Annotated in this window: 21 protein-coding genes; 5 read left to right on the forward strand and 16 right to left on the reverse strand. The window is 62.0% G+C overall.

What is annotated here, in order from left to right:
- Positions 1 to 33: 33 nt before the first annotated feature.
- The 9 genes from AC72UB_RS07930 to AC72UB_RS07970 form a co-directional block, all read right to left on the reverse strand.
- Positions 34 to 237: a hypothetical protein gene (locus AC72UB_RS07930; RefSeq protein ID WP_505189282.1), complete on the reverse strand. Its 204-nt coding sequence runs from the start codon at positions 235 to 237 to the stop codon at positions 34 to 36.
- A 6-nt stretch (positions 238 to 243) separates the two neighbouring features.
- The gene (scpB, locus tag AC72UB_RS07935) at positions 244 to 888 is read right to left on the reverse strand and encodes an SMC-Scp complex subunit ScpB (protein WP_463288491.1); all 645 of its coding nucleotides are present in this window, start codon (positions 886 to 888) and stop codon (positions 244 to 246) included.
- Positions 885 to 1,685: a segregation and condensation protein A gene (locus tag AC72UB_RS07940; protein WP_505189283.1), complete on the reverse strand. Its 801-nt coding sequence runs from the start codon at positions 1,683 to 1,685 to the stop codon at positions 885 to 887. The genes scpB and AC72UB_RS07940 overlap by 4 nt, the downstream gene beginning before the upstream one ends.
- The gene (locus AC72UB_RS07945) at positions 1,678 to 2,694 is read right to left on the reverse strand and encodes a glycoside hydrolase family 3 N-terminal domain-containing protein (protein WP_505189284.1); all 1,017 of its coding nucleotides are present in this window, start codon (positions 2,692 to 2,694) and stop codon (positions 1,678 to 1,680) included. Before AC72UB_RS07945 ends, AC72UB_RS07940 begins: the two co-directional genes overlap by 8 nt.
- Entirely contained in the window at positions 2,691 to 3,572 is an 882-nt protein-coding gene (locus tag AC72UB_RS07950; protein ID WP_505189285.1) for an SPOR domain-containing protein, read from the reverse strand. The genes AC72UB_RS07945 and AC72UB_RS07950 overlap by 4 nt, the downstream gene beginning before the upstream one ends.
- 74 nt (positions 3,573 to 3,646) lie before the next feature.
- The gene (gene argS, locus AC72UB_RS07955; RefSeq protein ID WP_505189286.1) at positions 3,647 to 5,392 is read right to left on the reverse strand and encodes an arginine--tRNA ligase; all 1,746 of its coding nucleotides are present in this window, start codon (positions 5,390 to 5,392) and stop codon (positions 3,647 to 3,649) included.
- Between the two features lie 57 nt (positions 5,393 to 5,449).
- Positions 5,450 to 5,947: a pantetheine-phosphate adenylyltransferase gene (coaD, locus tag AC72UB_RS07960; RefSeq protein ID WP_463288496.1), complete on the reverse strand. Its 498-nt coding sequence runs from the start codon at positions 5,945 to 5,947 to the stop codon at positions 5,450 to 5,452.
- An 80-nt stretch (positions 5,948 to 6,027) separates the two neighbouring features.
- The gene (locus AC72UB_RS07965; RefSeq protein ID WP_463288497.1) at positions 6,028 to 6,462 is read right to left on the reverse strand and encodes a CBS domain-containing protein; all 435 of its coding nucleotides are present in this window, start codon (positions 6,460 to 6,462) and stop codon (positions 6,028 to 6,030) included.
- Between the two features lie 107 nt (positions 6,463 to 6,569).
- Positions 6,570 to 7,454 carry a LysR family transcriptional regulator gene (locus AC72UB_RS07970; RefSeq protein WP_505189287.1) on the reverse strand — a complete coding sequence of 295 codons (885 nt, stop codon included), beginning with the start codon at positions 7,452 to 7,454 and terminating at the stop codon, positions 6,570 to 6,572.
- 101 nt (positions 7,455 to 7,555) lie between these two features.
- Here AC72UB_RS07970 and AC72UB_RS07975 point away from each other — a divergent pair, with 101 nt between their 5' ends.
- The 4 genes from AC72UB_RS07975 to AC72UB_RS07990 all read left to right on the forward strand — a co-directional run bounded on the left by AC72UB_RS07975 (position 7,556) and on the right by AC72UB_RS07990 (position 10,620).
- On the forward strand, positions 7,556 to 9,055 hold the full coding sequence (locus AC72UB_RS07975; RefSeq protein ID WP_505189288.1) for a CoA-acylating methylmalonate-semialdehyde dehydrogenase: 1,500 nt from the start codon (positions 7,556 to 7,558) through the stop codon (positions 9,053 to 9,055).
- Between the two features lie 167 nt (positions 9,056 to 9,222).
- A complete protein-coding gene (locus tag AC72UB_RS07980; protein WP_505189289.1) occupies positions 9,223 to 9,651 on the forward strand; it encodes a hypothetical protein in 429 nt (142 codons plus the stop codon).
- Entirely contained in the window at positions 9,648 to 10,292 is a 645-nt protein-coding gene (locus AC72UB_RS07985) for a Crp/Fnr family transcriptional regulator (RefSeq protein WP_505189290.1), read from the forward strand. The genes AC72UB_RS07980 and AC72UB_RS07985 overlap by 4 nt, the downstream gene beginning before the upstream one ends.
- Positions 10,293 to 10,410: 118 nt before the next feature.
- Entirely contained in the window at positions 10,411 to 10,620 is a 210-nt protein-coding gene (locus AC72UB_RS07990) for a YgaP family membrane protein (RefSeq protein WP_505189291.1), read from the forward strand.
- Between the two features lie 38 nt (positions 10,621 to 10,658).
- Here the strand turns inward: AC72UB_RS07990 and uvrA are convergent, their stop codons facing one another.
- Positions 10,659 to 13,517 (reverse strand): excinuclease ABC subunit UvrA, encoded by a 2,859-nt coding sequence (uvrA, locus tag AC72UB_RS07995; protein ID WP_505189292.1) that lies wholly within the window; start codon positions 13,515 to 13,517, stop codon positions 10,659 to 10,661.
- Between the two features lie 170 nt (positions 13,518 to 13,687).
- Between uvrA and AC72UB_RS08000 the strand changes: the two genes are divergently transcribed.
- Complete coding sequence (locus AC72UB_RS08000; RefSeq protein ID WP_463288504.1) at positions 13,688 to 14,044, forward strand: rhodanese-like domain-containing protein; 357 nt, start codon at positions 13,688 to 13,690, stop codon at positions 14,042 to 14,044.
- Here the strand turns inward: AC72UB_RS08000 and AC72UB_RS08005 are convergent.
- The 6 genes from AC72UB_RS08005 to AC72UB_RS08030 all read right to left on the reverse strand — a co-directional run bounded on the left by AC72UB_RS08005 (position 14,035) and on the right by AC72UB_RS08030 (position 23,204).
- Positions 14,035 to 15,189 (reverse strand): MFS transporter, encoded by a 1,155-nt coding sequence (locus AC72UB_RS08005; protein WP_505189293.1) that lies wholly within the window; start codon positions 15,187 to 15,189, stop codon positions 14,035 to 14,037. The genes AC72UB_RS08000 and AC72UB_RS08005 overlap by 10 nt on opposite strands.
- A 75-nt stretch (positions 15,190 to 15,264) precedes the next feature.
- Positions 15,265 to 16,662: a dihydrolipoyl dehydrogenase gene (lpdA, locus tag AC72UB_RS08010; RefSeq protein WP_505189294.1), complete on the reverse strand. Its 1,398-nt coding sequence runs from the start codon at positions 16,660 to 16,662 to the stop codon at positions 15,265 to 15,267.
- Positions 16,663 to 16,736: 74 nt separating this feature from the next.
- Positions 16,737 to 17,324 (reverse strand): DUF924 family protein, encoded by a 588-nt coding sequence (locus tag AC72UB_RS08015; protein ID WP_505189295.1) that lies wholly within the window; start codon positions 17,322 to 17,324, stop codon positions 16,737 to 16,739.
- 54 nt (positions 17,325 to 17,378) lie between these two features.
- On the reverse strand, positions 17,379 to 18,617 hold the full coding sequence (locus AC72UB_RS08020) for an MFS transporter (protein ID WP_505189296.1): 1,239 nt from the start codon (positions 18,615 to 18,617) through the stop codon (positions 17,379 to 17,381).
- Between the two features lie 175 nt (positions 18,618 to 18,792).
- Positions 18,793 to 19,824 carry a tRNA preQ1(34) S-adenosylmethionine ribosyltransferase-isomerase QueA gene (gene queA / locus AC72UB_RS08025; protein WP_505189297.1) on the reverse strand — a complete coding sequence of 344 codons (1,032 nt, stop codon included), beginning with the start codon at positions 19,822 to 19,824 and terminating at the stop codon, positions 18,793 to 18,795.
- A gap of 2 nt (positions 19,825 to 19,826) precedes the next feature.
- Positions 19,827 to 23,204, reverse strand: coding sequence for an AsmA-like C-terminal region-containing protein (locus tag AC72UB_RS08030; RefSeq protein WP_505189298.1), 3,378 nt, complete (start codon positions 23,202 to 23,204; stop codon positions 19,827 to 19,829).
- Between the last annotated feature and the right edge of the window lie 115 nt (positions 23,205 to 23,319).

A 23,319-nucleotide genomic window follows, 5' to 3' on the forward strand; every position in this document is an offset into this window, starting at 1 on the left:
TCACCCGAAGAGCGGCGCAGCCGACGATGAGGGCTAGAACAGTTTGCGAGAGGCGCGGGACATTTTCCGCGCCTTTTTTGCAAGGTCTTGCCCGGCGCGCGCCTGCTGGTGATCAGCCTCGCTGAGATCAGCCGAGCCTTTGCCGCGGGTTGCGAAAAAGCTGATGCCGGTATCCAAGGCGCGGTTCATCAATCGGCCCAACAGACGGCCGATCAGTTGCTGAAAAATCCTGTCCATAACACCTTAATCCTCAAAAAGCTCACTTTGGCCTGTTTTGGCTTCTTCCTCGTCGTCCGATGTGGTGGCACCAAAGCCCATCGGCAAGGGTCGGCTGTCCAAGAGGCCCGCCGCCCGCAATTCCTTGAGACCGGGCAAATCGCGCGCCGATTCAAGGCCGAAGTGATCGAGAAAATGCTCGGTCACAACAAAGGTTACCGGTCGCCCCGGCGTCATGCGACGACGACCAAGGCGGATCCAATCCAGTTCCATCAACAAATCCACCGTGCCGCGTGACACCGCCACACCTCGAATTTCCTCAATCTCGGCGCGCGTCACGGGCTGATGATAGGCCACAATCGCCAGCGTTTCGATCGCCGCTCGTGACAGCTTTTTCTGCTCGACATGTTCCTTTTGCATCAGGAACCCAAGGTCCCCGGCGGTGCGGAAGGCATAGGCATCGCCCACTTTCACAATATGCACCCCCCGCCCCTCATAGCGCCGGCGCAGGGTCACCAGCGCCTCGGCCGGGTCGCAGCCATGCGGCATACGGGCCACAAGTTCAGGCAAGGTCACAGGCTCGGCACTGGCGAACAAAATCGCCTCGACCATGCGTTCCTGTTCGCCCATCGGCGGAGCTTCGAACAGGGATTGCTCGACAGGTTCGGTCATGGGCCATCGGCCTTTCGGATCAGGATCGGGGCAAAGGTCTCGCCCTGTTTCAGACGGATTTGGCCACGTTTGGCCATCTCAAGCACGGCGGCGAAATGCGAAGCGGTGGCGGACCGCCTGCGTGCGGGGGATGTGTCCCAGCCATCGGGCAGGAACGAGGTGAGATCCGACCATTCCCCGGCATAGCCCAAGAGACCCCGCATCCGCTCCAGTGCCTGTTCCATGGTGTAAACGTCTTGCCGATCAAAGGCATAGGGACGGAACTCATCCTTGGTTCGGATCCGAGCATAAGCGCGCATCAGGTCCAGCAGCGTGGCCTCATAGGTGACATCGCGGTTGTGGATGATCGCCTCGGGCAGGCCGCGGGCAAAGAAATCACGGCCGAATTGATCGCGCGCCATCAGGCGGGCCGCAGCCTCGCGCATGGCTTGCAGGCGTTCCAGCTGAAAGGCCAGATGGGCAGCCAAATCCTCGGCGGATGGCCCTGCCTCGCCGGGTTCGGGGGGCAGCAAGAGGCGCGATTTCAAAAACGCCAGCCACGCCGCCATCACCAGATAATCAGCCGCCAGCTCAATGCGCAGCGCCGCCGCTTGGCGCACAAACTTCAAATACTGCTCGGCCAATTGCAGCACCGAGATCTTGCGCAGATCAACCTTCTGCGTGCGTGACAGCATCAAGAGGAGGTCCAGCGGGCCCTCAAACCCGTCGACATCGACAATCAACGCCTCGGCATCCAGCCGATCAGCCGGGGCCAGACGCTCGGTCGCGCCCCAATCATCGGTGTCGGTCTCAGCCATTTAGTGCGCCCTGTCCCATGCGGACAAGGTCAGCCTCCAGCGCCGCAATGTCAACTGGGCCGACAGGGCGGCGCAGGGCCAAGGCGGCATCGGCCCGCATCCGCGCGGCGGGGGTCAGATTCCCGGCCTCTTGGGCGACCCGAAGCATCTCGGCCATGTCGCCTTTGCAATGCAGCGCAATATCGCAGCCCGCCGCCATTGAAGCCCGCGTACGCTGGCCCAGATCGCCCGACAGCGCCTGCATGTTCAGATCGTCCGTCATCAACAGCCCCTGAAACCCGATCTCCTCGCGGATCACACGGATCATTTCGGGCGATTGGGTGGCGGGGCGGTCCGGATCATATGCGGCAAAGATGATGTGGGCAGTCATGGCCATGGGCAAATCGGCCAGCGCGCGAAACGGCGCGAAGTCATGGGCCGCCAGATCCGCCGGGTTGGCCGTGACGGTGGGCAGATTGTGGTGGGTGTCCGCTGTAGCGCGACCATGACCGGGCAAATGCTTGACCACCGGCAAAACCCCGGCCGCCAGATGTGCGTCGGCCACGCTGCGCGCGCGCTCGCACACGTGTACAGCCGTCTCGCCATAGCAGCGATTGCGCAGGAACGGGTGAGTTTCCGGCCCCGCGATATCGGCAACCGGCGCGCAATTGGCATCAATGCCCACCGCGCGGAGTTCTTCCGCGATGATCCTTGCCCGCAGGCCCAAAACACGCGCCGCATCCGCGCCCGCCGCATGGGCGGCGTCCAAGGGCGGCGACCAATCGCGCCAATGTGGTGCCCGCATCCGCTGCACGCGGCCACCTTCCTGATCGATCAAGATCGGCGCATCGCGACCCACTGCGTCACGCAGTTGAGACGTCAGACGCACAACCTGATCGGGATTTTCGATGTTACGCGCAAAAAGAATAAAGCCGAACGGGTCGCAATCGCGGAAAAAGGCGAGCTCATCAGGCGACAGCGCCAGCGCCTCACAGCCGAAAATCGCGGCCAAGCGGCCGGCGTTGCTCATCGTTGGACGACCGGGATGCAGGTCGCGTTCTCGGCCAGCATCGCGGTGCAGAACCGGCGCGTGTCATCGTCCGTTGCAAAGCCATGGGCGCGCAGCCGGAAGAAGGTCTTGCCCCCGCTTTGCGCCGGTTGGATGACCAGCGACTTGCCACCCATCAGATCGGTAAAGGTGCCCGTAAGGCGCAGCCACTCTTGCCGCGCCTCATCCTGATTGTCGAAGGCGCCAAGTTGCACCAGCAATGTGCCAGATGCCAGCGTCGCAGGGTCAATCTCTGCTCCGGGTGCGGCCATCGCCACCGTGGCGGGGGCCTCAACCACAGGCTCGGCCAACATAGCATCGGGGCTTTCCAGCCCCAGCGCCTCGGCCAGAGCGGCAGCAACTGCGTCTTCCTGAGTTGCGGGCAGTGCCTCAACCGCAGCGACGGTGCTGTCCGCCGCATCAGATTGGGTCGTCAAAGGCTCAACCGGGGCCAGTGCGGGGGCCATGGCGACCACATCAGCACCGCCGACGGGCTCCAACGGCTCCAGCCCGGCCTGATCTTCCTCGGCGAGCTCCATCGGCCGTGGAGCCAGGGTCAGCGTTTCGGGCAGCGGCAAAGCCGTGCCTGCGGCGGCCACGGCGTTCACCGACAGCCCCTGATGCAGGGTTTGCGATCCGCCGGGGTTTGACGGCGCCAGCCGCATCGGATCCACCACCGCGCGGATCACCGGCACACCGGCCACATCGCGCACCGCAAGCTGGTAGGCCCAGACCGCGCCGCTGATCACCAAGGCGACAGACAGCGCCGCGCCGCCCAAATGGGCAAACCGCCCGAACCGATGCCCAGACGCGGCAGCCGGATAGCCGCCGTCAAAGTGATCATAATCCAGTTCCGCCATGCCCTTGCCTCGCCTGCCCCGCGATACGTGCCGCCGGGACTATTTCGTTGCCTGCTCGCACCCCGCAAAGATGTCTACCGCATCTCCTCGACCGGGGTGACACCCAAGATACCCAAACCGCAGCCGATCACAACGCCCGCCGCCCGCGCCAATGCGATTTTTGCCGCAGATGTTGCCGCATTGCCCGTCTGGAAGAATCGAAGGGATGGGTCGTCATTGCCACGGTTCCACAATCCATGGAGTTCGGACGCCAGTTCATAGAGATAAAACGCCACGCGATGCGGCTCGTTTCCGCGCGCCGCGATCTCAACCAGACGGGGCCATTCCGCGATCTTTTTGGCCAATGCGATCTCGGCCTCATGGGTCATGCCCGAGAGGTCGAGCGTCGACAAAGTGGCGTCATCACAGACGATCCCCGCCTCGCGCGCCTTGCGCATGACCGAGTTGATGCGGGCATTGGCGTATTGCACGTAGAACACCGGATTGTCCTTCGACTGCTCCAGCACCTTGGCAAAGTCAAAGTCCAAGGCGACGTCATTCTTGCGCGTCAGCATGATGAACCGGGTGACATCCGCACCGGCCTCTTCCACCACATCGCGCAGGGTCACGAAGGTCCCAGCCCGTTTCGACATCTTGAAGGGCTCGCCGTTCTTGTACAGCTTTACAAGTTGGATGAGCTTGATATCCAAGGGAACTTTGCCATCCGACAGCGCCGAAACGGCTGCCTTCATCCGCTTGACATAGCCGCCATGGTCGGCACCGAAGATGTCGATCAGTGCATCAAACCCGCGCCGGACCTTGTTGTAATGGTATGCAATATCGGGCGCGAAATAGGTCCAGGACCCGTCCGACTTTTTCACTGGACGATCGACGTCATCGCCATGCGCGGTCGAGCGGAACAGCGTTTGCACGCGGGGTTCCCAATCATCGGGCTCTTTGCCCTTCGGCGGCTCCAGCACGCCCTCATAGATGAGGTCCATGCCGCGCAGCGTTTCAATCGCCGCCTCGATCTCTCCGGTGCCATACAGCGCCTTTTCGGATGAAAAGACGTCCATCTCAACGCCCAAGACGCGCAGATCGGACCGGATTTCTTCCATCATCAACTCGGTGGCAAAGCTGCGCACATCCTGCAGCCAAACCTCTTCGGGCTGATCCAAAAGGCTGGCCCCGTATTTCGCCTTCAGCGCCTCACCGACGGGAATCAGGTAATCGCCCGGATAAAGCCCTTCGCGAATCTCCGGCTCCAGCCCATTGGCCTCGCGGTAGCGCTCGTAAGCAGACCGCGCCAGCACATCGACCTGCGCACCGCCGTCGTTGATGTAATACTCGCGCGTCACATTCCAGCCGGCAAAGGCCAGAAGATTGGACAGGGCATCGCCCACAACCGCGCCGCGCACATGGCCCACATGCATGGGACCCGTCGGGTTGGCCGAGACAAACTCAACGTTCACCCGCTGCCCCTGCCCCAACGCAGATTTCCCATAGGATTGGCCCGCTTGCAGCGCGTCCTTCACCACGCGCTGCCACAAAGACGTGGCCAGCCGTAGGTTCAAAAAGCCCGGCCCCGCCACCTCGGCCGAGGTGATGCGCGCATCTTTCGCCAGATGTGCCGCGAGTGCATCGGCAATCGCGCGGGGCTGCATCCCGGCAGGCTTTGCCAGCACCATCGCGGCATTGGTCGCCATGTCGCCATGGGCCGGATCGCGCGGCGGTTCAACCGCGACGGCCGAAAGATCAAGGCCCGCGGGCAAGCTGCCCTCGGCTGCCATCTGGGCCAGAGTGTCGACGACGAGCGTGCGGATTTCGGCGAAGAGGTTCATGTGATCAAATCCCTTATCTGGCTCAGGCGAATGCCAGAGGCCACGGGATTGGTCAAGCTAGCCGCGCGGAAGCCGCGCCTTCAGCGCCGCCTCCACCGCCGGCGGGACGAATTTCGACACATCGCCGCCAAGCCGCGCGATTTCCTTCACCAGCTTGGACGCAATGGCCTGACGGCGCGCATCGGCCATCAAGAACACCGTCTCAATGCTGGAATCCATCGCGCGGTTCATGCCGACCATCTGGAATTCATATTCGAAATCGGCCACCGCACGCAGACCGCGAATGATAACACCGGCGCCCACATCGCGCGCGCAGTCAATCAGCAGGTTCTCAAAGGGGTGCACCACAATCTCACCGCCGAACTTGGCCGTGATGGGCGCGCATTCGGCCTGCACCATCGCCACGCGCTCTTCCAGGCTGAACATCGGCCCTTTATCACGGTTGATTGCCACCCCAATGACCAGACGATCCACCAAGGCCAGCGCCCGCTGGATGATGTCAGTATGGCCAAGGGTGATCGGATCGAATGTTCCGGGGTATAGACCGATGCGCATGACGTCTCCCAAAGCCTTGCGCGCACACGCAACAATATTGCGCCCGCCCGCGCAAGCCCTTAATCGCGGCGCCCCTTCGGTCAGAAGCCCTTGATCATGCCTTCCAGCGCGTCTTTTTCCATGGCGAGTTCCGACAACCGCGCCTTGACCACATCACCGATAGAGATCAACCCGATCAGTTGGGTGCCCTCGACCACCGGAATATGGCGAAACCGGCCGTCGGTCATTTTCTGCAAAACTGCATCGGTCTGATCGGTTAAGGCACAGGTGACCACCCGCGCAGTCATGATGCTGTCCACGGTGTCATTGAGGCAGGCCGACCCGCGCCGACCAATCTCGCGCACGATATCGCGCTCGGACACGATACCGCCCAGCGTCTTGCCATCTTTGGAAATGACCAGCGCGCCGATCTTGCGGGACGACAGGATTTCGGCCGCCTGCGCCACCGAAACACCCGGCGGCGTGGTGACGACCCCTTCAGACCCTTTCGATTTTAGGATGTGGCTGACAAGCATAGGTACCTCCCTAGTTGTCCGTCACAGCGTTGCGCTGTCCCCGGATTCTGTCAAGGTATTCATGCGCCCCGAAGGCCACAGCGGCTATACTTCAAGGCTGGGTACGGTCACACGGCCTCAAGCCGCGCCATCTCAGCCCGGCACAGGCGCACCAGATCTTCGGCAAAGCGGGTCAGCCTTGGCACGCGGGCATCATCAGCGTGGCGGATCAGCCAGAAGGACCGGGTCAGGCTGATGTCATCCGGCAAAATTCGCTGCAAATCGGGCGCGGCGGGCAGTGCAAAGTCGTGTACCACCCCGACCCCTGCCCCGGCGCGCAAGAAATTCAACTGCACCGACACCGAATTTGACGCCAAAGGCGGCGCGGCAAGACCAAGCTCGGCCAGATAGTCCAACTCTTTGTCAAAGATCATGTCAGGGATATAGCCCACCAGCCGATGCGCCCTTAGATCACCCCGGCTGGCAATCGGGGGATGGGCGGCCAGATAGTGGCGGCTGGCCGCAAGGTGCAGCCGGTAATCGGTAAGTTTTTGCACCACCAGCCGCCCCGCCTCGGGACGTGAGACGCCAATCGCCATGTCGGCTTCGCGCTTGGACAGGTTGAACACCCGCGGCAAGGCGACCAATTGCACCTCAAGCCCCGGATGGCGGTCGCACATCTGTGCAAGGACCTGCGGCAAGAGATAATTGGCACAGCCGTCAGGCGCGCCCAACCGGATCTGCCCTGTCAGCCCCTCGGGCGTCTCGGCCGCCTCGTCCAAGCCGCGCAACGCGGCCTCGGCCGCCTCGGCCCGCGGCACCAAACGTGCGCCCGTTTCCGTCAGCGCATAGCCTTGCGGGCTTTTTACAAACAGCCGCGCCGCCAGACTGTCTTCAAGCCGCGAAATGCGACGGCCGACCGTGGCCGGATCGATCCGCAAAGCCTTGCCCGCCGCCGACAGGCTTTCGCGGCGCGCGACCGCCAGAAAGACGCGCAGATCGTCCCAATCCATCCGCCCCATCCTGCAATAATGCAAAACACATTTGCCACCTTGCCGCTTTTCACAGCATTTTCGCAAGACTATTGTGGCGCAAAGCATCAGGAGGAAATCCCATGAAAGAGATCGGTCACTGGATCAACGGCAAGCTGGTTGCAGGCACATCGGGCCGCTTTGCCGATATCATGAACCCCGCCACCGGCGAAGTTCAGGCGCGCGTGGCACTGGCCACGGTGGCCGAGTTGAACTCTGCCATTGCCGACGCCGCCAAGGCACAAATCGGCTGGGCCGCGACCAACCCGCAGCGCCGCGCCCGCGTGATGATGGCCTTTGGGGCGCTTATCAATCAGCACATGGAAAAGCTGGCCGAGCTGGTGTCGCGCGAACACGGCAAGACCCTGCCCGATGCGCGCGGCGACGTGCAGCGCGGTCTTGAGGTGATCGAGGTCTGCATGGGTGCCCCGGCGTTCCTGAAGGGCGAGATGACCGACAACGCGGGTCCCGGCATTGACATCTACGCCATGCGTCAGGCCTTGGGCGTTGTGGCGGGCATCACGCCCTTCAACTTCCCCGCCATGATCCCCTTGTGGAAAATGGGCCCGGCACTGGCCAGCGGCAACGCCATGATCCTGAAGCCGTCCGAGCGGGTGCCTTCGACCTCGCTCTTCCTCGCCGAGCTTCTGAAAGAAGCCGGGCTGCCGGATGGCGTGTTGCAGGTGGTGAACGGCGACAAGGAAATCGTCGACGGGATCTTGGACAACGAGACCATTCAAGGCGTGGGCTTTGTCGGTTCCACCCCGATCGCGCAGTATATCTATGGCCGTGCGGCCGCGAACGGCAAGCGCGCGCAGTGCTTTGGCGGTGCCAAGAACCACATGATCATCATGCCCGACGCCGACCTTGATAAGGCCGCTGACGCGCTGGTGGGCGCGGGCTTTGGCGCGGCAGGCGAACGCTGCATGGCGATTTCTGTCGCGGTGCCGGTGGGCGAGAAGACTGCCGACAAGCTGATCGAAAAGCTGATCCCGCGGATCGAAAAGCTGAAGGTTGGCCCCTACACAGCGGGCGAAGACGTGGACTTTGGCCCGGTGATCACCGCGCAGGCGCGCGACCGGATCAACGGGCTGATCGGTTCGGGCGTGGATCAGGGCGCGAAGCTGGTCATCGATGGCCGGGGGATCAAAATCCAAGGTTATGAGAACGGCTTCTTCGTGGGCCCGTCGCTTTTTGACAACGTCACGCCCGACATGGAGATCTATAAGCAAGAGATCTTCGGCCCGGTGCTGTCGACCGTCCGCAAAGCCACCTATGAAGACGCGTTGAAACTGGTGATCGACAACGAATACGGCAATGGGACGGCGATCTTCACCGCCGACGGCGACACAGCGCGCGATTTCGCATCCCGCGTCAATGTGGGCATGGTGGGCATCAACTTCCCCATCCCGGTGCCGCTGTCTTATTACTCCTTCGGCGGCTGGAAGAAGTCGGCCTTTGGCGATTTGAACCAGTATGGTCCCGACGCCTTCCGCTTCTACACCAAGACCAAGACCGTCACCGCGCGCTGGTTCTCGGGCATCAAGGAAGGTGCCAGCCTGAACTTCAAAGCGATGGACTAAGCACGACTTAACCTAAGGCGGGCATAAGCCCAACTTGTCGCGCGCCGGAGCTTTCCGGCGCGCGTTTTCATGTCGACCAGACGCCAAGCCGCACAGATTTGCACCGAAGCACATTAGACGCTCAAGACATCTTGCCAAACTTTGGATATTCATATTATCTTTTGAGTATGTCGATATCCTTTCAGATACTCCATGACCGAGGTGTCGTCCTGGCCAAGCTTACCGGCCGGGTGCTGATGCAGGATTGCTTGAGTGCTGCCGCAGCCTATGCCCGCCACCCCGAAGCGCGCCCGACGCAACCTTTGCTGATCGACCTGTCCGCAGTCACCGGTCACGAGACGGATTACGTGAAGATTTTGCAGGCCATGGCGCGCTTGCCCGATTACCTGTGGCACCGAGGAACGGAGCGTCTGGTGGTCTGCCTCGCGCCCCATGCGCTGTCTCGGCAGATCAGCGCTGCCGCAGCGCGGGCGATTTTGGAGATTCCGGAGGGCATTGCCCGCATCGCTCAGACCGAGGCTGATGCGCTTGAAATTCTTGGCCTTCCAGAGCGGCGGTTGTGTGATTTGAGCCAGGGCTCTGCGCGCAACAGATGAGCTGGATTGACGCGATCGACCCGATCTCGGCGCCCGTGCGCCGGCGTTTGCTGTCCCTTACCGAACAAACCGTCGCAAAAGGTGCCGTCTTGTTTCGCCCCGGCGATGCCGCTCAGGGCTTTGTGATGGTCCTCTCAGGCCGGATTGAGGTGCATCTGACCGGCCCATCAGGGCGCGAGATCCTGCTTTATGCGGTCGAACCGGGGCAATCTTGCGTGCAAACCACCTTGGGGCTGATGGCGGGCGAGCCCTATTCTGGCGAGGCGCTGGCGGCAACAGACGCGCGGGTGGTGATGATCCCGCGCGCAATGTTCTTGCAGCTGATTGACAGCGAACCCGGCTTTCGCAGCTTTGTGATGACCGCCCTTGGGCGGCGCATGCAAGATGTCACGCGGCTTTTGGAACAAGTGGCCTTTGCCAGTATTGAAAGCCGCTTGGCCGCCGCCCTTCTTGACATGTCCGAGGGCAATTTGGTGCACGCAACGCAGGCCGAATTGGCTGCACGCATCGGATCGGCGCGGGAAGTGGTCACGCGCCGACTGGACGCCTTTCAGCGCGCGGGCTGGGTGGCAACCGACCGGGGCACTGTGCGGCTTTTGGACTTGGGCGCGCTGAAGCGGGCGGCAAGCCTTGCGCCATGAGGGGTGATTTTCTGATCTCTTGTCAAACCTGTGACCAGATCACAGACCGAATGCACAGAATCAGGTAGTTTTGATGCATGACCGGACGAGATCCGGCCTGACCAATCAGGAGAGTGTTATGTTCAAGACCAACGAAGGAACCGTCGACCGCGCGTTGCGAGTTATTGTGGGGCTTGGCCTATTGCTGTGGTTCTTCATGGGCCAAGGCGAAGGCTTTTGGCACTATGCCAAGCTGATCGGCATCGTGCCCTTGGCCACGGGCCTTATGGGGTCATGCCCAGTCTATTCAGTTTTGGGCATCAACACCTGCCCAATGAAGAAAGCCTGAGTTTTTGGTGAAGGATCGGGGGCGGCACGCGGCCGCCCCTATTCCGCTGCTTGCCGGCGCGGGCGCAGCATGTCCTTCAGATAGCGTCCTGTGTGACTTGCCTCGACCTTGGCCACATCCTCGGGTGTGCCGGTGGCGACGATCTCCCCACCGCCATCGCCGCCCTCAGGGCCGATGTCGATGATCCAGTCGGCGGTCTTGATGACATCGAGATTGTGCTCGATCACCACAACCGTATTGCCCTGATCGACCAAGGAATGCAGCACCTCCAGCAGCTTGCGCACATCCTCGAAATGCAGGCCTGTCGTAGGCTCATCCAGAATGTAAAGCGTCCGCCCCGTCGCCCGGCGCGACAATTCTTTTGACAGCTTCACCCGTTGCGCTTCACCACCCGACAGCGTGGTGGCCTGTTGGCCGACCTTGATGTAACCAAGCCCAACCTCGCACAGCGCATCCATCTTCTCACGGATGCTGGGGACGGCTTGGAAAAACTCGCGGGCATCTTCGCACGTCATGTCAAGAACATCAGCAATGCTCTTGTTTTTGAATTTAATTTCCAAAGTTTCGCGGTTGTAGCGCTGGCCCTTGCAGGTCTCGCAGGTGACATAAACATCCGGCAGGAAGTGCATCTCGATCTTGATGACACCGTCGCCCTGACAGGCTTCACAGCGCCCGCCTTTGACGTTGAACGAGAACCGCCCGGCCTGATAGCCGCGCGCCTTGGCTTCGGGCAGGCCCGAAAACCAATCCCGGATCGGGGTGAAGGCCCCGGTGTAGGTCGCCGGGTTTGACCGCGGCGTGCGCCCGATGGCGCGCTGGTCAATGTCGATCACCTTATCCAGATGCTCAAACCCCTTGATCGTCTCGCAAGGTGAGGGCGTTTCATGCGCGCCGTTCAGCTTGGTCGCGGCGGTTTTGAACAGGGTTTCAATCGTCAGGGTCGATTTGCCGCCACCCGAAACGCCCGTGACGCAGACAAACTTGCCCAAGGGAAATTCAGCCGTGACGTTTTTCAAGTTGTTGCCAGTGGCACCCACCACCGTCAGCTTTTTGCCGTTCCCCTTGCGGCGGACCTTGGGCACCGCAATTTCGCGACTGCCCGACAGGTACTGCCCCGTCAGGCTGGCTGGGTCCTTGGCGACCTCATCCGGCGTGCCATGCGACACGACCATCCCGCCATGTACCCCAGCCCCCGGACCCATGTCAAAGACATAATCCGCCTCGCGGATCGCGTCCTCGTCATGCTCCACCACCAGAACCGTATTGCCTTGATCGCGCAGGTTTTTCAGCGTGGTCAGCAAGCGGTCATTGTCGCGTTGGTGCAACCCGATCGAGGGTTCATCCAACACATAAAGCACCCCGGTCAGCCCGCTGCCGATCTGGCTGGCGAGCCGGATGCGCTGGCTTTCCCCACCCGACAGCGTGCCGGCGTTGCGGCTCAGCGTCAGGTAGTTCAGGCCCACATTCACCAAGAACCCCAAACGTTCGCGGATTTCCTTCAGAATGGCCCGGGCGATTTCGTTTTTCTGGTTGGACAGGCTGGCCGGCACCGTCGCAATCCAGTCAAACGCCTCTTGGATCGACATCTTGACCACCTGCCCCACATGCAGGTCTGCAATCTTCACCGCCAGCGCTTCAGGACGCAGGCGATAGCCCGAACAGGCCCCGCAAGGCCGGTTGTTCTGGAACCGCTCCATCTCCTCGCGGCTCCAAGCGCTGTCGGTCTCGCGGTAGCGCCGCTCCATGTTGGGGATCACCCCTTCAAACACGCGGGACACCTGATAGATGCGGCCCCCCTCGTCATAGCGGAACGCGATCTCCTCACCGCCAGACCCATGCAGGAAAAGATCCTTCACCTTCTCTGGCAGGTCCTTCCATTTGGCTTTCTTGTCAAAGCCATAGTGCTTGGACATGGCGTCGATGGTCTGGGTGAAATAGGGGCTTTTCGATTTGGCCCAAGGCGCGATGGCGCCTTGCATCAAGGTCAGGCCCTGATCGGGAACCACAAGGCGCTCGTCGAAAAACAACTCCATCCCCAAGCCATCGCAGACCGGGCAGGCACCAAAGGGGGCGTTGAACGAAAACAGGCGCGGCTCAATCTCGGCGATGGTAAATCCCGACACCGGGCAGGCGAATTTCTCGGAATAGGTGGTGCGGAGCCCCTCGCCTTCGCTTGGCGCGGTTTCAATCACCGCGATCCCATCGGCAAGGTTCAAGGCGGTGCGGAAGCTGTCCGCCAGCCGCGTCTCTAGCCCTTCACGCACCACGATGCGGTCAACCACTACGTCGATGTTGTGACGAAACTTCTTGTCCAGAACCGGCGGTTCTTCCAATTCGTAGAACTGGCCGTTCACCTTCACCCGCTGAAAGCCCTGCTTGCGCAGATCAAGGAACTCTTTCTTGTACTCGCCCTTCCGATCCCGAACGATGGGCGCCAGCAGATAGGCGCGCGTCCCCTCTTCCATCGCCATCACCGCATCGACCATGTCCTGCACCTGCATGGCGGTGATGGGCAGGCCAGTCGCGGGCGAATAGGGCGTGCCAACGCGGGCAAAGAGCAGGCGCAGATAGTCATAAATCTCGGTGACCGTGCCGACGGTCGAGCGCGGATTCTTCGAGGTGGTTTTCTGTTCGATGGAAATGGCTGGCGACAGTCCCGAGATGTGGTCCACATCCGGTTTTCCCATCATATCAAGGAATTGCCGGGCATAGGCCGACAGGCTTTCGACATAGCGGCGCTGGCCCTCGGCATAGATGGTGTCAAAGGCGAGGCTGGATTTGCCCGACCCGGACAGCCCGGTGATCACCACCAGCTGGTCGCGCGGAATCTTGACATCCACACCTTTGAGGTTGTGCTCGCGCGCGCCGCGCACCTCAATGAACTTCTGTTCGGCCATGAACCACCTCTGCTCTGAGCGCTAGAGTTAGGCCGGAATCACTTGGTTTCCAACCGGAAAATGTGAACATTAAGTGAACATAGGCTCCTAAGCAGGAATTCTCTTCACAGGGGCTTTACAAATTCCATACATTGAATATATATCAACCAAATCCACGGAAAGGATACATCATGTTCAATCTCTTCGGCGGCTCGTCCGCCAAACGCCTGACCGCCACCGACGCCGTTGCCATGGCCGCCAAGGGCGAGGTCACGCTTTTGGATGTGCGCGAGGCGGGCGAAGTCGCCGCCTCTGGCACGGCCAAAGGGGGCGTTCACATTCCGCTGTCGATGGTGCCGCTGAAGGCCAACCCGCAAGGCCCCGACCACGACAAGCGGCTGGACCCGGCCAAGCCCGTCGCAGTGTTCTGCGCCGTGGGCGGGCGCGCCGGTCAAGCGGCGCAGGTGTTGGAGCGGCTGGGATACAGCGTGCACAACATCGGCGGTTTTGGCGATTGGGTCAGCGCCGGAGGCGCGGTTCAGCGCTGAATTCGCCTCTGCGACTGCAGCCTGTGAAGGGCGATCCCCAGCGCCGAGAACCCGATGAGAAACAGGGCAAGGCCGCTTTGACCGGCCTTTTCCATGGCCCAGACCAGCATCGGCGTGCCGGTGGTGGTGCCAAGATTGCCCAGTTGAGCGATGGCCCCAGCCGCCTTTGCACGGTCCTCGGGGCTTGGGTTCAACTCTGCCAATGCCGCAAAGCTTGCCCCTTGCACGATGCCCAGAGCGGCAGCGACCGCCAAAGCGAATAGAACGGCGGTCGGTTGGGCCCAAAATGCCCAAAGCCCCACTGCAGCGATCATCGCTGCAACAAATCCCGCTTCCACCAATGCCACGGCCTGCATATGGCCCAAGAGCCAGACCCCCAGCGTCAAGGAAACCGCAATGGACACAAGCGGCATGGCAACACCGATGAACCCGCCCAGTTCCCCCATTTGCGCAGGCAAAAGCGTCAAAACCGCGACATAGGTGACCGCATAGCACGCAAAACCCATGGCCGGGGCAGCAAGGAAGGGTGACGCGTAAATCGCCCGATGCTCTGCCAAAAGCGAAGGTCGCTGAGCCACAACCTCAACACCTGGGTCAGCGGGCATCAAAAGCCACAAAATTGCCGCCAAAGCCGCCATCCAGCCCGCGTGCAAGCCGAACAGATACCCCGGCCCCTGTGCGTCCAAAATCTGCGGCCCGATCCAGAACAGGACCGCATAGGCCACCCCAAAAAAGGATGACCATAGCGTCATCGCCGCCCCCTGCCCGCGCCCGCCTGCAAGCCCAGCAATCGCCGTTGGCCCGACCACCACAATGGCCAGATGTGACAAGCCTTCCAAAACGCGGCTGGCCAACATCAGTGGATAGGGCGGAAAACTCATCTGCACGGCGCTGACCACAGCCCCGAGCAAAAGCGCCGCCACCATGGCGCGCCGCGGCCCGATCCGCGCCACCCACAGGCCCGACGTGGTGCCAAGGATCAGCCCGACTGTGCCAACGATGGACAGCATGACCCCAATGCCAATCCCGGCCTGAGCGGCGTAAACCTGTTCCAGCGCAGGATAGGCCACCGACATCTTGCCAAACTGCGCGGCCGCCCCGAGACCCGCCGCCCAGATCGCGAAAATCGTCAGAGCGGCGCGCATTGGCAGATCCTTTGGCGAGAAATTGAAACGGGGGGCGGTCAGCCCCCCGATTTGTGCCACAAAAGTCGATGCCGACTAGATATGCAAGGCCCGACCATAGGCGTCGAGCACCGCCTCATGCATCATCTCGGACATGGTCGGATGCGGGAAGACGGTGTTCATCAGGTCTTCCTCGGTGGTCTCAAGGCTGCGTCCAATAACATAGCCTTGGATCATCTCGGTCACCTCGGCGCCCACCATATGGGCGCCCAAAAGCTCACCCGTTTTGGCATCAAACACGGTTTTCACCATGCCCTCGGTCTCGCCCATCGCGATTGCCTTGCCGTTGCCGATAAAGGGGAAACGGCCAACCTTCACCTGATGGCCAGCCTCAATGGCCTTTGCTTCGGTCATGCCGACCGACGCCACTTGCGGATGGCAATAGGTGCAGCCCGCGATCGAGCCGGGCTTGATCGGGTGCGGATGGCCGCCCGCGATCAACTCGGCCACCATCACGCCCTCATGGCTGGCTTTGTGAGCCAACCATGGCGCACCCGCGATATCGCCGATGGCATAAAGGCCGGGAACCCCGGTGCGGCAGAATTCATCGGTCACAACATGGGTACGGTCAATCTTGACACCAAGCGCCTCCAGCCCCAGCTCTTCGACATTGCCGACAATGCCGACCGCCGAGATAACCGTGTCAAATTCCGCCGTGACAGTGCCTGTCACATCTTCCAGATGCGCAGTCACACCCACACCCGGCTTGCGGTCGAGCTTCTTGACCGTGGTCTTTTCCAAGATCTTCATGCCCTGTTTGACAAAGGCCTTCTTGGCGAATGCGCTGATCTCGGCGTCCTCCACCGGCAAAACACGGTCCATCACCTCACACACTGTGACATCCGCGCCCAAGGTGTTGAAGAAGCTGGCAAACTCGATCCCAATCGCGCCCGATCCGATCACCAGAAGCTTTTTCGGCATCCGCTTGGGTTGCAGCGCATGGCGATAGGTCCAAACCAGATCTCCATCCGCCTCCAGCCCCGGCAATTCGCGCGCCCGCGCGCCGGTGGCAAGAATGATCGCCTTGGCGGTCAACTCCTCAACGCCCTTATCGGTTTTCACCGAAACAACCCCCGCCTTCGGCAGCGTGGCCGCCCCCATGAACACGGTGATTTTGTTTTTCTTCATCAGATGGCCAATGCCGCCCGACAATTGCTTGGCCACCGCGCGCGAGCGGGCCACGACAGCATCCAAGTCGTAGGACACAACTTGCACGGACAGCCCGAATTCCTTGGCGCGGTGCATCAGGTGGAACACCTCGGCCGAGCGCAACAGGGCCTTGGTCGGGATGCAGCCCCAGTTCAGGCAGATGCCGCCCAAATTCTCGCGCTCGATGATCGCCACCTTCTGGCCGAGCTGCGACGCGCGAATGGCCGCCACATAGCCCCCCGGTCCCGCCCCAATCACCACAACATCAAAGCTTTGGCCTGCCATCTTTCCCTCCCCAGAAAAGTAGTTTGCCATTAAACTATCTCATTCAGCCAAGCAACAATCCTACCGCCCACCCTCTATGCATCAGATGCATGGCTCGCGCGCAACCGGGCCACTTCCGCGGCATAGCCCCCGGACGCCATAAACTCCGCCTCTGCAGGCGTTGTATCACGCCCAAGCGCCGCGTTGCGAAAGGGAAACCGACCAAACCGCGCGATGATGGCCTGATGCGCACGGGCATGCAGCGCCATATCGGGGTCAGACGCCATACGCTCCGTCAAAAGCCGCACAGCAAGCTCTTGATCTGCCGGGTTTTCAGAATGTTCAAAGGGCATATAGAAAAACTGCCGCTCAGGCTCGGGCGCGCCCATGTCCCAACCGGCCTCAACCGCTTGCCGCGCCGCCGACAAAGCGCAAGCATCCGTGGCAAAGGCCAAGTCGGTGCCACGGTGCATGTTGCGCGCCAATTGATCGCAGATCACCAAATAGGCAAGCGTGCCAACGGTGCCATCGACCCAGTGTTCCAGCCCGCCCTCATGCGCGGCCTGCCACAGATCCAAGAAGCGCGCGCGGCACTCGTCATCCAGCGCCTCGCCCCCGGCATACCAGCCCTCCGGGCCCACCTCGCCCAGCCAAAACTCCAGCACTTCAATCGGGTCAGACATCGGCAGCACTCCCTCGGGTCAGCCTGACAGGCCCGGGCGCGGCTTGCAACCGCTTCACGACCGCCCTGAGCCCTCTTGCCCGCGCTCAAGAACCGCCGTTGCTGCCACCGACGAAGCGGTTGGCGACATCCCGCGATAGGCACCCGCCACCGCAGGCGCGGCACGGCGCGACATGCGCCAGACAATGTAACCGGAATGCAGCGCATAAAGGAGACCGATGAACAAAAAGAACCCCATCGGCCCGACAACGCCCATCAACCATCCCGTCACCAAGGGCCCGAAAATCGCGCCGAACCCGTTGAGAAAGATCAACCCGGCCGAGGCCGCAGCCATCTGCTCTTTCTGCAGATAGTCATTGGTATAGGCGATGATCAGCGAATACATCGGATAGGTGATGCCGCCCAAGATCGCCGCCACGACCAGCAGCGCCACGAACGGAAGGTTGACAAAAGCCGCCACCGCCATCACCAGCGTCGCCGCGACCGACATCCACAGCATGATCGTGCGCCGATCCATGCGGTCTGACAGCCAGCCAACCGGGTATTGAAAGATCAACCCGCCGACATAAAGCGCGGTGGTGAACATCGCGATCTGCTGAAAGCTCATCAAGGAAAGCGTGCCATAGACCGAGGCCATGCCGAACATCGCCGAGAACACGCCGCCCGAAATCAGCATGCCCACAAAGCCCACCGGTGAGATCTTGAACAACTCCCGAAACCCCAGACGGGCCGATTCATCAAAGGTTGGCGCGGGGCTGGTGGCCAGAAGGATCGGCATAAAGGCCAGAGACACCAAGATGGACGGGATCAAGAACAGCTCATACCCAAACGGATCGCCAAAGCCCAAAAGCGCCTGACTGGCGACAATCCCCAGCATCTGCACGATCATATAGGCCGACAGCGCCTGCCCCCGCGTCTCATTCGTCACGGTGTTGTTCAGCCAGCTTTCCGCCGTGATATAGATGCCCGCAAAGCCAAAGCCGATGACCACGCGCATGATGGCCCAAACTTGCCATTCGACCAGCATCGGATAAAGCACCAAGACCGCCGAGATCAAAGATCCAAGCGCTGCGAACACCCGCACATGGCCAACATTGCGGATCATCGCCGGCGCAAGCCGCGAGCCGATCAGGAAGCCCAGAAAATAGGCCGACATCACGATCGACATCTCAAAGGTGGAAAAGGACTCCAGCGTGCCGCGGATGCCCAAGAGCGTGCCCTGCACCCCGTTGCCAACCATCAACAGCATGACCCCCACCATCAAGGGCCAGGTCTGGGCCAGAACTTTCAGCATTGCGGGCTTCCCTATGTGTCTGCTGGCACTTACCACGCAGGCGCGCGCCGATCACGCGACTTTTGCGACCATCGGCCTATGGCTGCCGCCCCCAAAGGTCTTGCGCCTTGCGAAATACTCCACGGGAGGTCCGGAGGGTGTGAAACCCTCCGGGGTCGGGCATCGGGCATCCCGGTCAGGGGATCAACAGCGAGGCATCGCCATAGGAAAAGAACCGATACCCCGTCGAAATGGCATGGGCATAAATTCGATCAATCCGCTCTTTGCCCATAAGCGCCGAGACCAGCATCATCAGCGTGGATTTCGGCAGATGGAAGTTTGTCATCAAGGCATCGGCCACTTGGAACGGAAAGCCGGGATAGATGAAGATATCCGTCGGCCCACGCCACGGCGTGATCTGGCCCGAGACGCCCGCACTTTCGATCAGGCGCAGCGCGGTTGTGCCCACGGGAATGACCCGCCGACCTTGGGCCTTGGCGGCGGCAATCCGGGCTGCGGCCGCCTCGGTCACCTCGCCCCATTCGGCGTGCATCCGGTGGGTGGTGACATCTTCCACCTTCACCGGCAGAAACGTCCCCGCCCCCACGTGCAGCGTCACCTCAACAAACTCGACCCCGCGCGCGTGCAGGGCCTCCAGCAAGGGCGCGTCAAAATGCAGGCTGGCGGTCGGTGCCGCCACGGCCCCAGCGTGGCGGGCAAAGACGGTTTGGTAATCATCGTTGTCGGCCGCATCTGCCGCGCGCTTGGCCGCGATATAGGGCGGCAAGGGCATTTGCCCGGCCGCCGCCAAAGCCACGTCAAAGTCATCGCCCGTCAGGTTGAAGCTCAGTTCCAGATCGGTTTCGGTCTTGGCCAGAACCCGGGCCGAAAGCTGATCGGAAAACACGATCTCTTCCCCCGCCAGCACCTTGCGCAAGGGCTTGGCAAGGGCGCGCCAGCCCTTTGGCGTGGCCTCCAACAGCGTGATCTCGACCTTGGCCACCGCATCGCCCCGGCGCCGCGTGCCGCTGAGGCGCGCGGGAATGACCTTGGTGTTGTTCAACACCAAAACATCGCCCGGCTGGAAAATCTCGACCAAATCGCGCACATGATGGTCGCTGATCTGGTCCCCCTTGGCCAGCAAAAGCCGGGCCGAACTGCGCGGGCGCGCGGGGCGGGTCGCAATCAACGCCTCGGGCAAATCAAAGTCAAAATCCGAAAGTTTCACGTTCAGTCCCTGCCTTGTTGCGGTCTTGGTCGGGGTCTTTGTGCCGGCGCGCTGTCCGGCGCAGGCGTGGCTTCAGGCATGGCTTCAGGCGCAGCCGAGCGGCCACCGCGAAACAGCCCACGCAACATGCCCGGCGTCAGGATCGAAAGGGGGTTTACCCCGACCTCCAACGCCTCGGCCGTGCCTTGCAGCGTGTAGTTAAAGCCAAACACACCTTCGCCCCGCTTCGTCAGCACGGCCCCGACCCCGTTTAAAAGATAAACCGGCGAGATCACACCTTCCATCGCCAGTCGTTTCGATCCGGTCTGATAGACCCCGGTCAGCGAGACGCCAAGGCTGGCCCCAGTCGCCGATCCCCGGCGCAGGTCGATCAACTGCGGCGTCAGCAGAAACTCGCCTTCGACCGTGTTGAAGACCAGCCCTTGGCCGTTCAATTGCTCCAAAAGCCCAACCACCGAGATCGCGTTCAAGAGTTCCGCCAGCACCGAGGCATTGCGCACGCGCACATCGCGGATCGTCAACCGACCGTCATAGTGGCCGCGCTGCTCACGCGGGGTCAACGTCATATCCATGCGCCCGCCGCGCCCCGCCATGAACACGCCAGCAGCGGCAAAGGTCTCACCCGCCGTGTCTGAGCGCAAGCGAACCGCGGTCCCATGGCGGCTCGGCACCACGGTGCCAGTCACTTCAGGACCGTCATTCATCAAAGCCGTGAACGCCCCATTAAAGCCGCCAAGGAGGCTGAAATCGCCGCGCAGCCGGGTCAGAGCGATGTCTTGACTGACGATCAGCCGGTCCAGATCCAACCGCAAGGCCCCCCCGCTTTTGCCGCTTGCGCTGGTACCACGCGCCTCGGGCTCTGGCATGCGGCGCAAGTCTACAGTTCCACCGGTCAGGGCAATCGCCAGCGGTTTGCCCGCCCCCTGCCCCGTCAACTCGACACCGGCATCCAACCATTCGTCCAGCGTTACCCGTAGGAAACGCGCAGTCTCAAGCCCACCGCCGGGGCGCAGGAAAATCGCTCCATCAGCCTTTAACCCTGCCGCATTCAATGCCAGCCGGTCGACGCGCGGCACCTCACCCAAGGTCACATCGGCCTCAAGAACGCCCTTTGAGCCGCGGCCTTTGGTCCATGCCAGCTCGGGCAAGGTCAATCCAATGCCGTCCAGATCCGAGCGCAGGCGCAACCGTCCCGGCGCGCCGCGCTGCAGATCAATCTCAACCGTCGCCCGCCCGTCGCCCGAGACCATGCCCGCAGGCAGGCCCAGCCCAAATTCCTCTGCCACCTTTTGCGACAGTGTGGCGGTGCCCCGGATAGAGGAGCGACCTTTCTGATCGGGTCCAAACCCCTGCGCATAGGTGACATCAAAATCGACCTCGCCCAGACGGCCAGGCCCGGTGATTTCAATCCCAGCCGGGCTTGCCGTCACAGCCAGCCGATCGGCGGTGATCCGGCGCTTTAGCACCAACTTGTCCGAGGCAAAGTCAAACACCGTGCCCGAGACCTGATACTGGATATCCGCCAACCCAACGCGTCCCTGCAGCGGCAGGGTCAGTCGCGTTAAAATCTCAGCCCGCCCCTCGCCCAGATCGACCAGCCTGTCCGCCTTGGTCATGAAATTGAAGGGCGGAAGGTTCAAGAGCGACAAGGCCGCCGTCAGGCTGGACCGGGTTGACAGCCGGATCTCCGCCATCGCCGGTTTGGCCGAGACATCGGGCACGGCAAAAACCGATCCGGCCATGTCAATCTGCCCGCCTTGGGGGGCGGTGACCTGTCCTTCGGTCATGACCATTGTGTAGGTCAGCCCCTCAATGGTGGAATATCCCTTGCCGCCTTCGATCGGCGGCAGGCTGCGCAGAAACCGCACATCGGCCCCATCAAACGCGTAAGAGAGGTGCAGCCGAGGCTCTTGCCCCGGACTAAGCCGCAAGGCGGCTCGAATGTCGCGCAGATTGCCATCCAGAAGGTTGCGCCCGACCCAGTCGCGGGTTCGGCCCAAAATCGACTTTGGCCAAAGCGCCACAAGCCTGTCATTCGAAATTTCGTTCAACGTCACGTCCAGCGCCGTTGTCCACCCCGCCGCATCCGCCCCGATGCGCCCGGTCATCACAAGCCTGCGCTGGTCCTCGGCAAGCGCGAACTGGCCGATCTCGACGGCAAAAGGTTCCAACCCCAGCCGAAACTCCAGCGCACCTGTTGAAAAGCGCACAGGCTCGGCAAAGACCCCGGCGGGGTCGATCATCACATCCTGAAGCTGAATTTGGGTGACAAAGGCCGCCGGAACTGCGCCGCCGAGCGGCCCCATCAACCGCGCACCACCGGCGTCGACAAGATAGGTCTGCCCCGAGGCTTGCGCCCGCAGGGTCGGGCTTTCCACCTCGATCCGCGACAGGGTCACAAGGCCAGTATCTGCCGCATAGGCCAATGAAAACGCCGCCCGATCAAAGGGCACGGCCACAGCCGCAGGGGTCGGGCGCAAGGCACCTTTGCCGATGTCCAGCTGGCCATCGAGTGCAGTGACACCGGAATCCCCCAATTCGGCCGCCAATCGGCCTGAAATTGCGGCATCCAAGCTGGCCAAGGGGGCCAAGAGCGGCGCTTGGGCGGCCAAGTCTGCGGCGCTGATATCGTTGAATTCAGCCGTGATCCGGGCAACAGAACGCGCCTTTTCGGTGACGAGCTGCACCACAGCCCGCCCCGGCGTCCGTGCCTGTCCTTGCAACGACACCGACAATTCTGCGGCAAGCGCGCCCGCACGGTTGTCCACCGTCAAGCGCCCGTCGCCCAACTCATAAACCCGACCGCTGCGCAGATCGTTCACCGCGACAGACAGGCCCTCCGCCTCGATCCGCGAAAGATGCTCCAACCCCGGCAGGGCCAGAACCCGGTCAATCTGGTCAAAGAGATCACCAAAGCCGGTGAGCGCCGGTGCAGCGCCCAGCGTCGCCGCCTCGCCCACAGCGACATCAAAACGGCCCGTTGTGTCGCGCTTGACCACTAGCCGCGCCCCGATGATGCGCAGGGACGACAGCCGCGCCTCGCCCGACAACAACGCCCGCCCTTGCAGGGAAATCCGCACCTCGGGCAAGGCTAGAAGCGTCGTGCCATCCCGCTTCAGAAGCCGCAGATCTTGCAGCAAAAGCCGGGGGATGAAATCCTCATCCAGCGTCAGATCGACCATGCCAAGCGCCAACGCCACATCGGGCGCCGCCGCGGACAGATCGCGGTTCAGCCGAGCTTCCACCTCGGCCACCATCCAAATCGGCAGTGGGATGGTGCGCCCCACCACGCCAAAGACACCCAAAACCAGCGCCAGCGCGAGTGCGACGGTGGCAAGCCGCCAGCGAAGGCCGGTCCGGCGCATCTTGCGCTGTGACATGGCGGGTTGCGGTGCGGGTGCAGCCGATGGTTCCGACACGGCAGTCAGCGGCCCAACGGGCGCGGACGGGGGTTCATCCCCCGACCCGGCCATCTGTTGCCCCTGCTCTGTCATC

Origin of the sequence: Allotabrizicola aquatica (SeqCode) (genome assembly GCF_965194375.1) — a bacterium.
Taxonomy (GTDB): Bacteria; Pseudomonadota; Alphaproteobacteria; order Rhodobacterales; family Rhodobacteraceae; genus Tabrizicola_A; species Tabrizicola_A aquatica.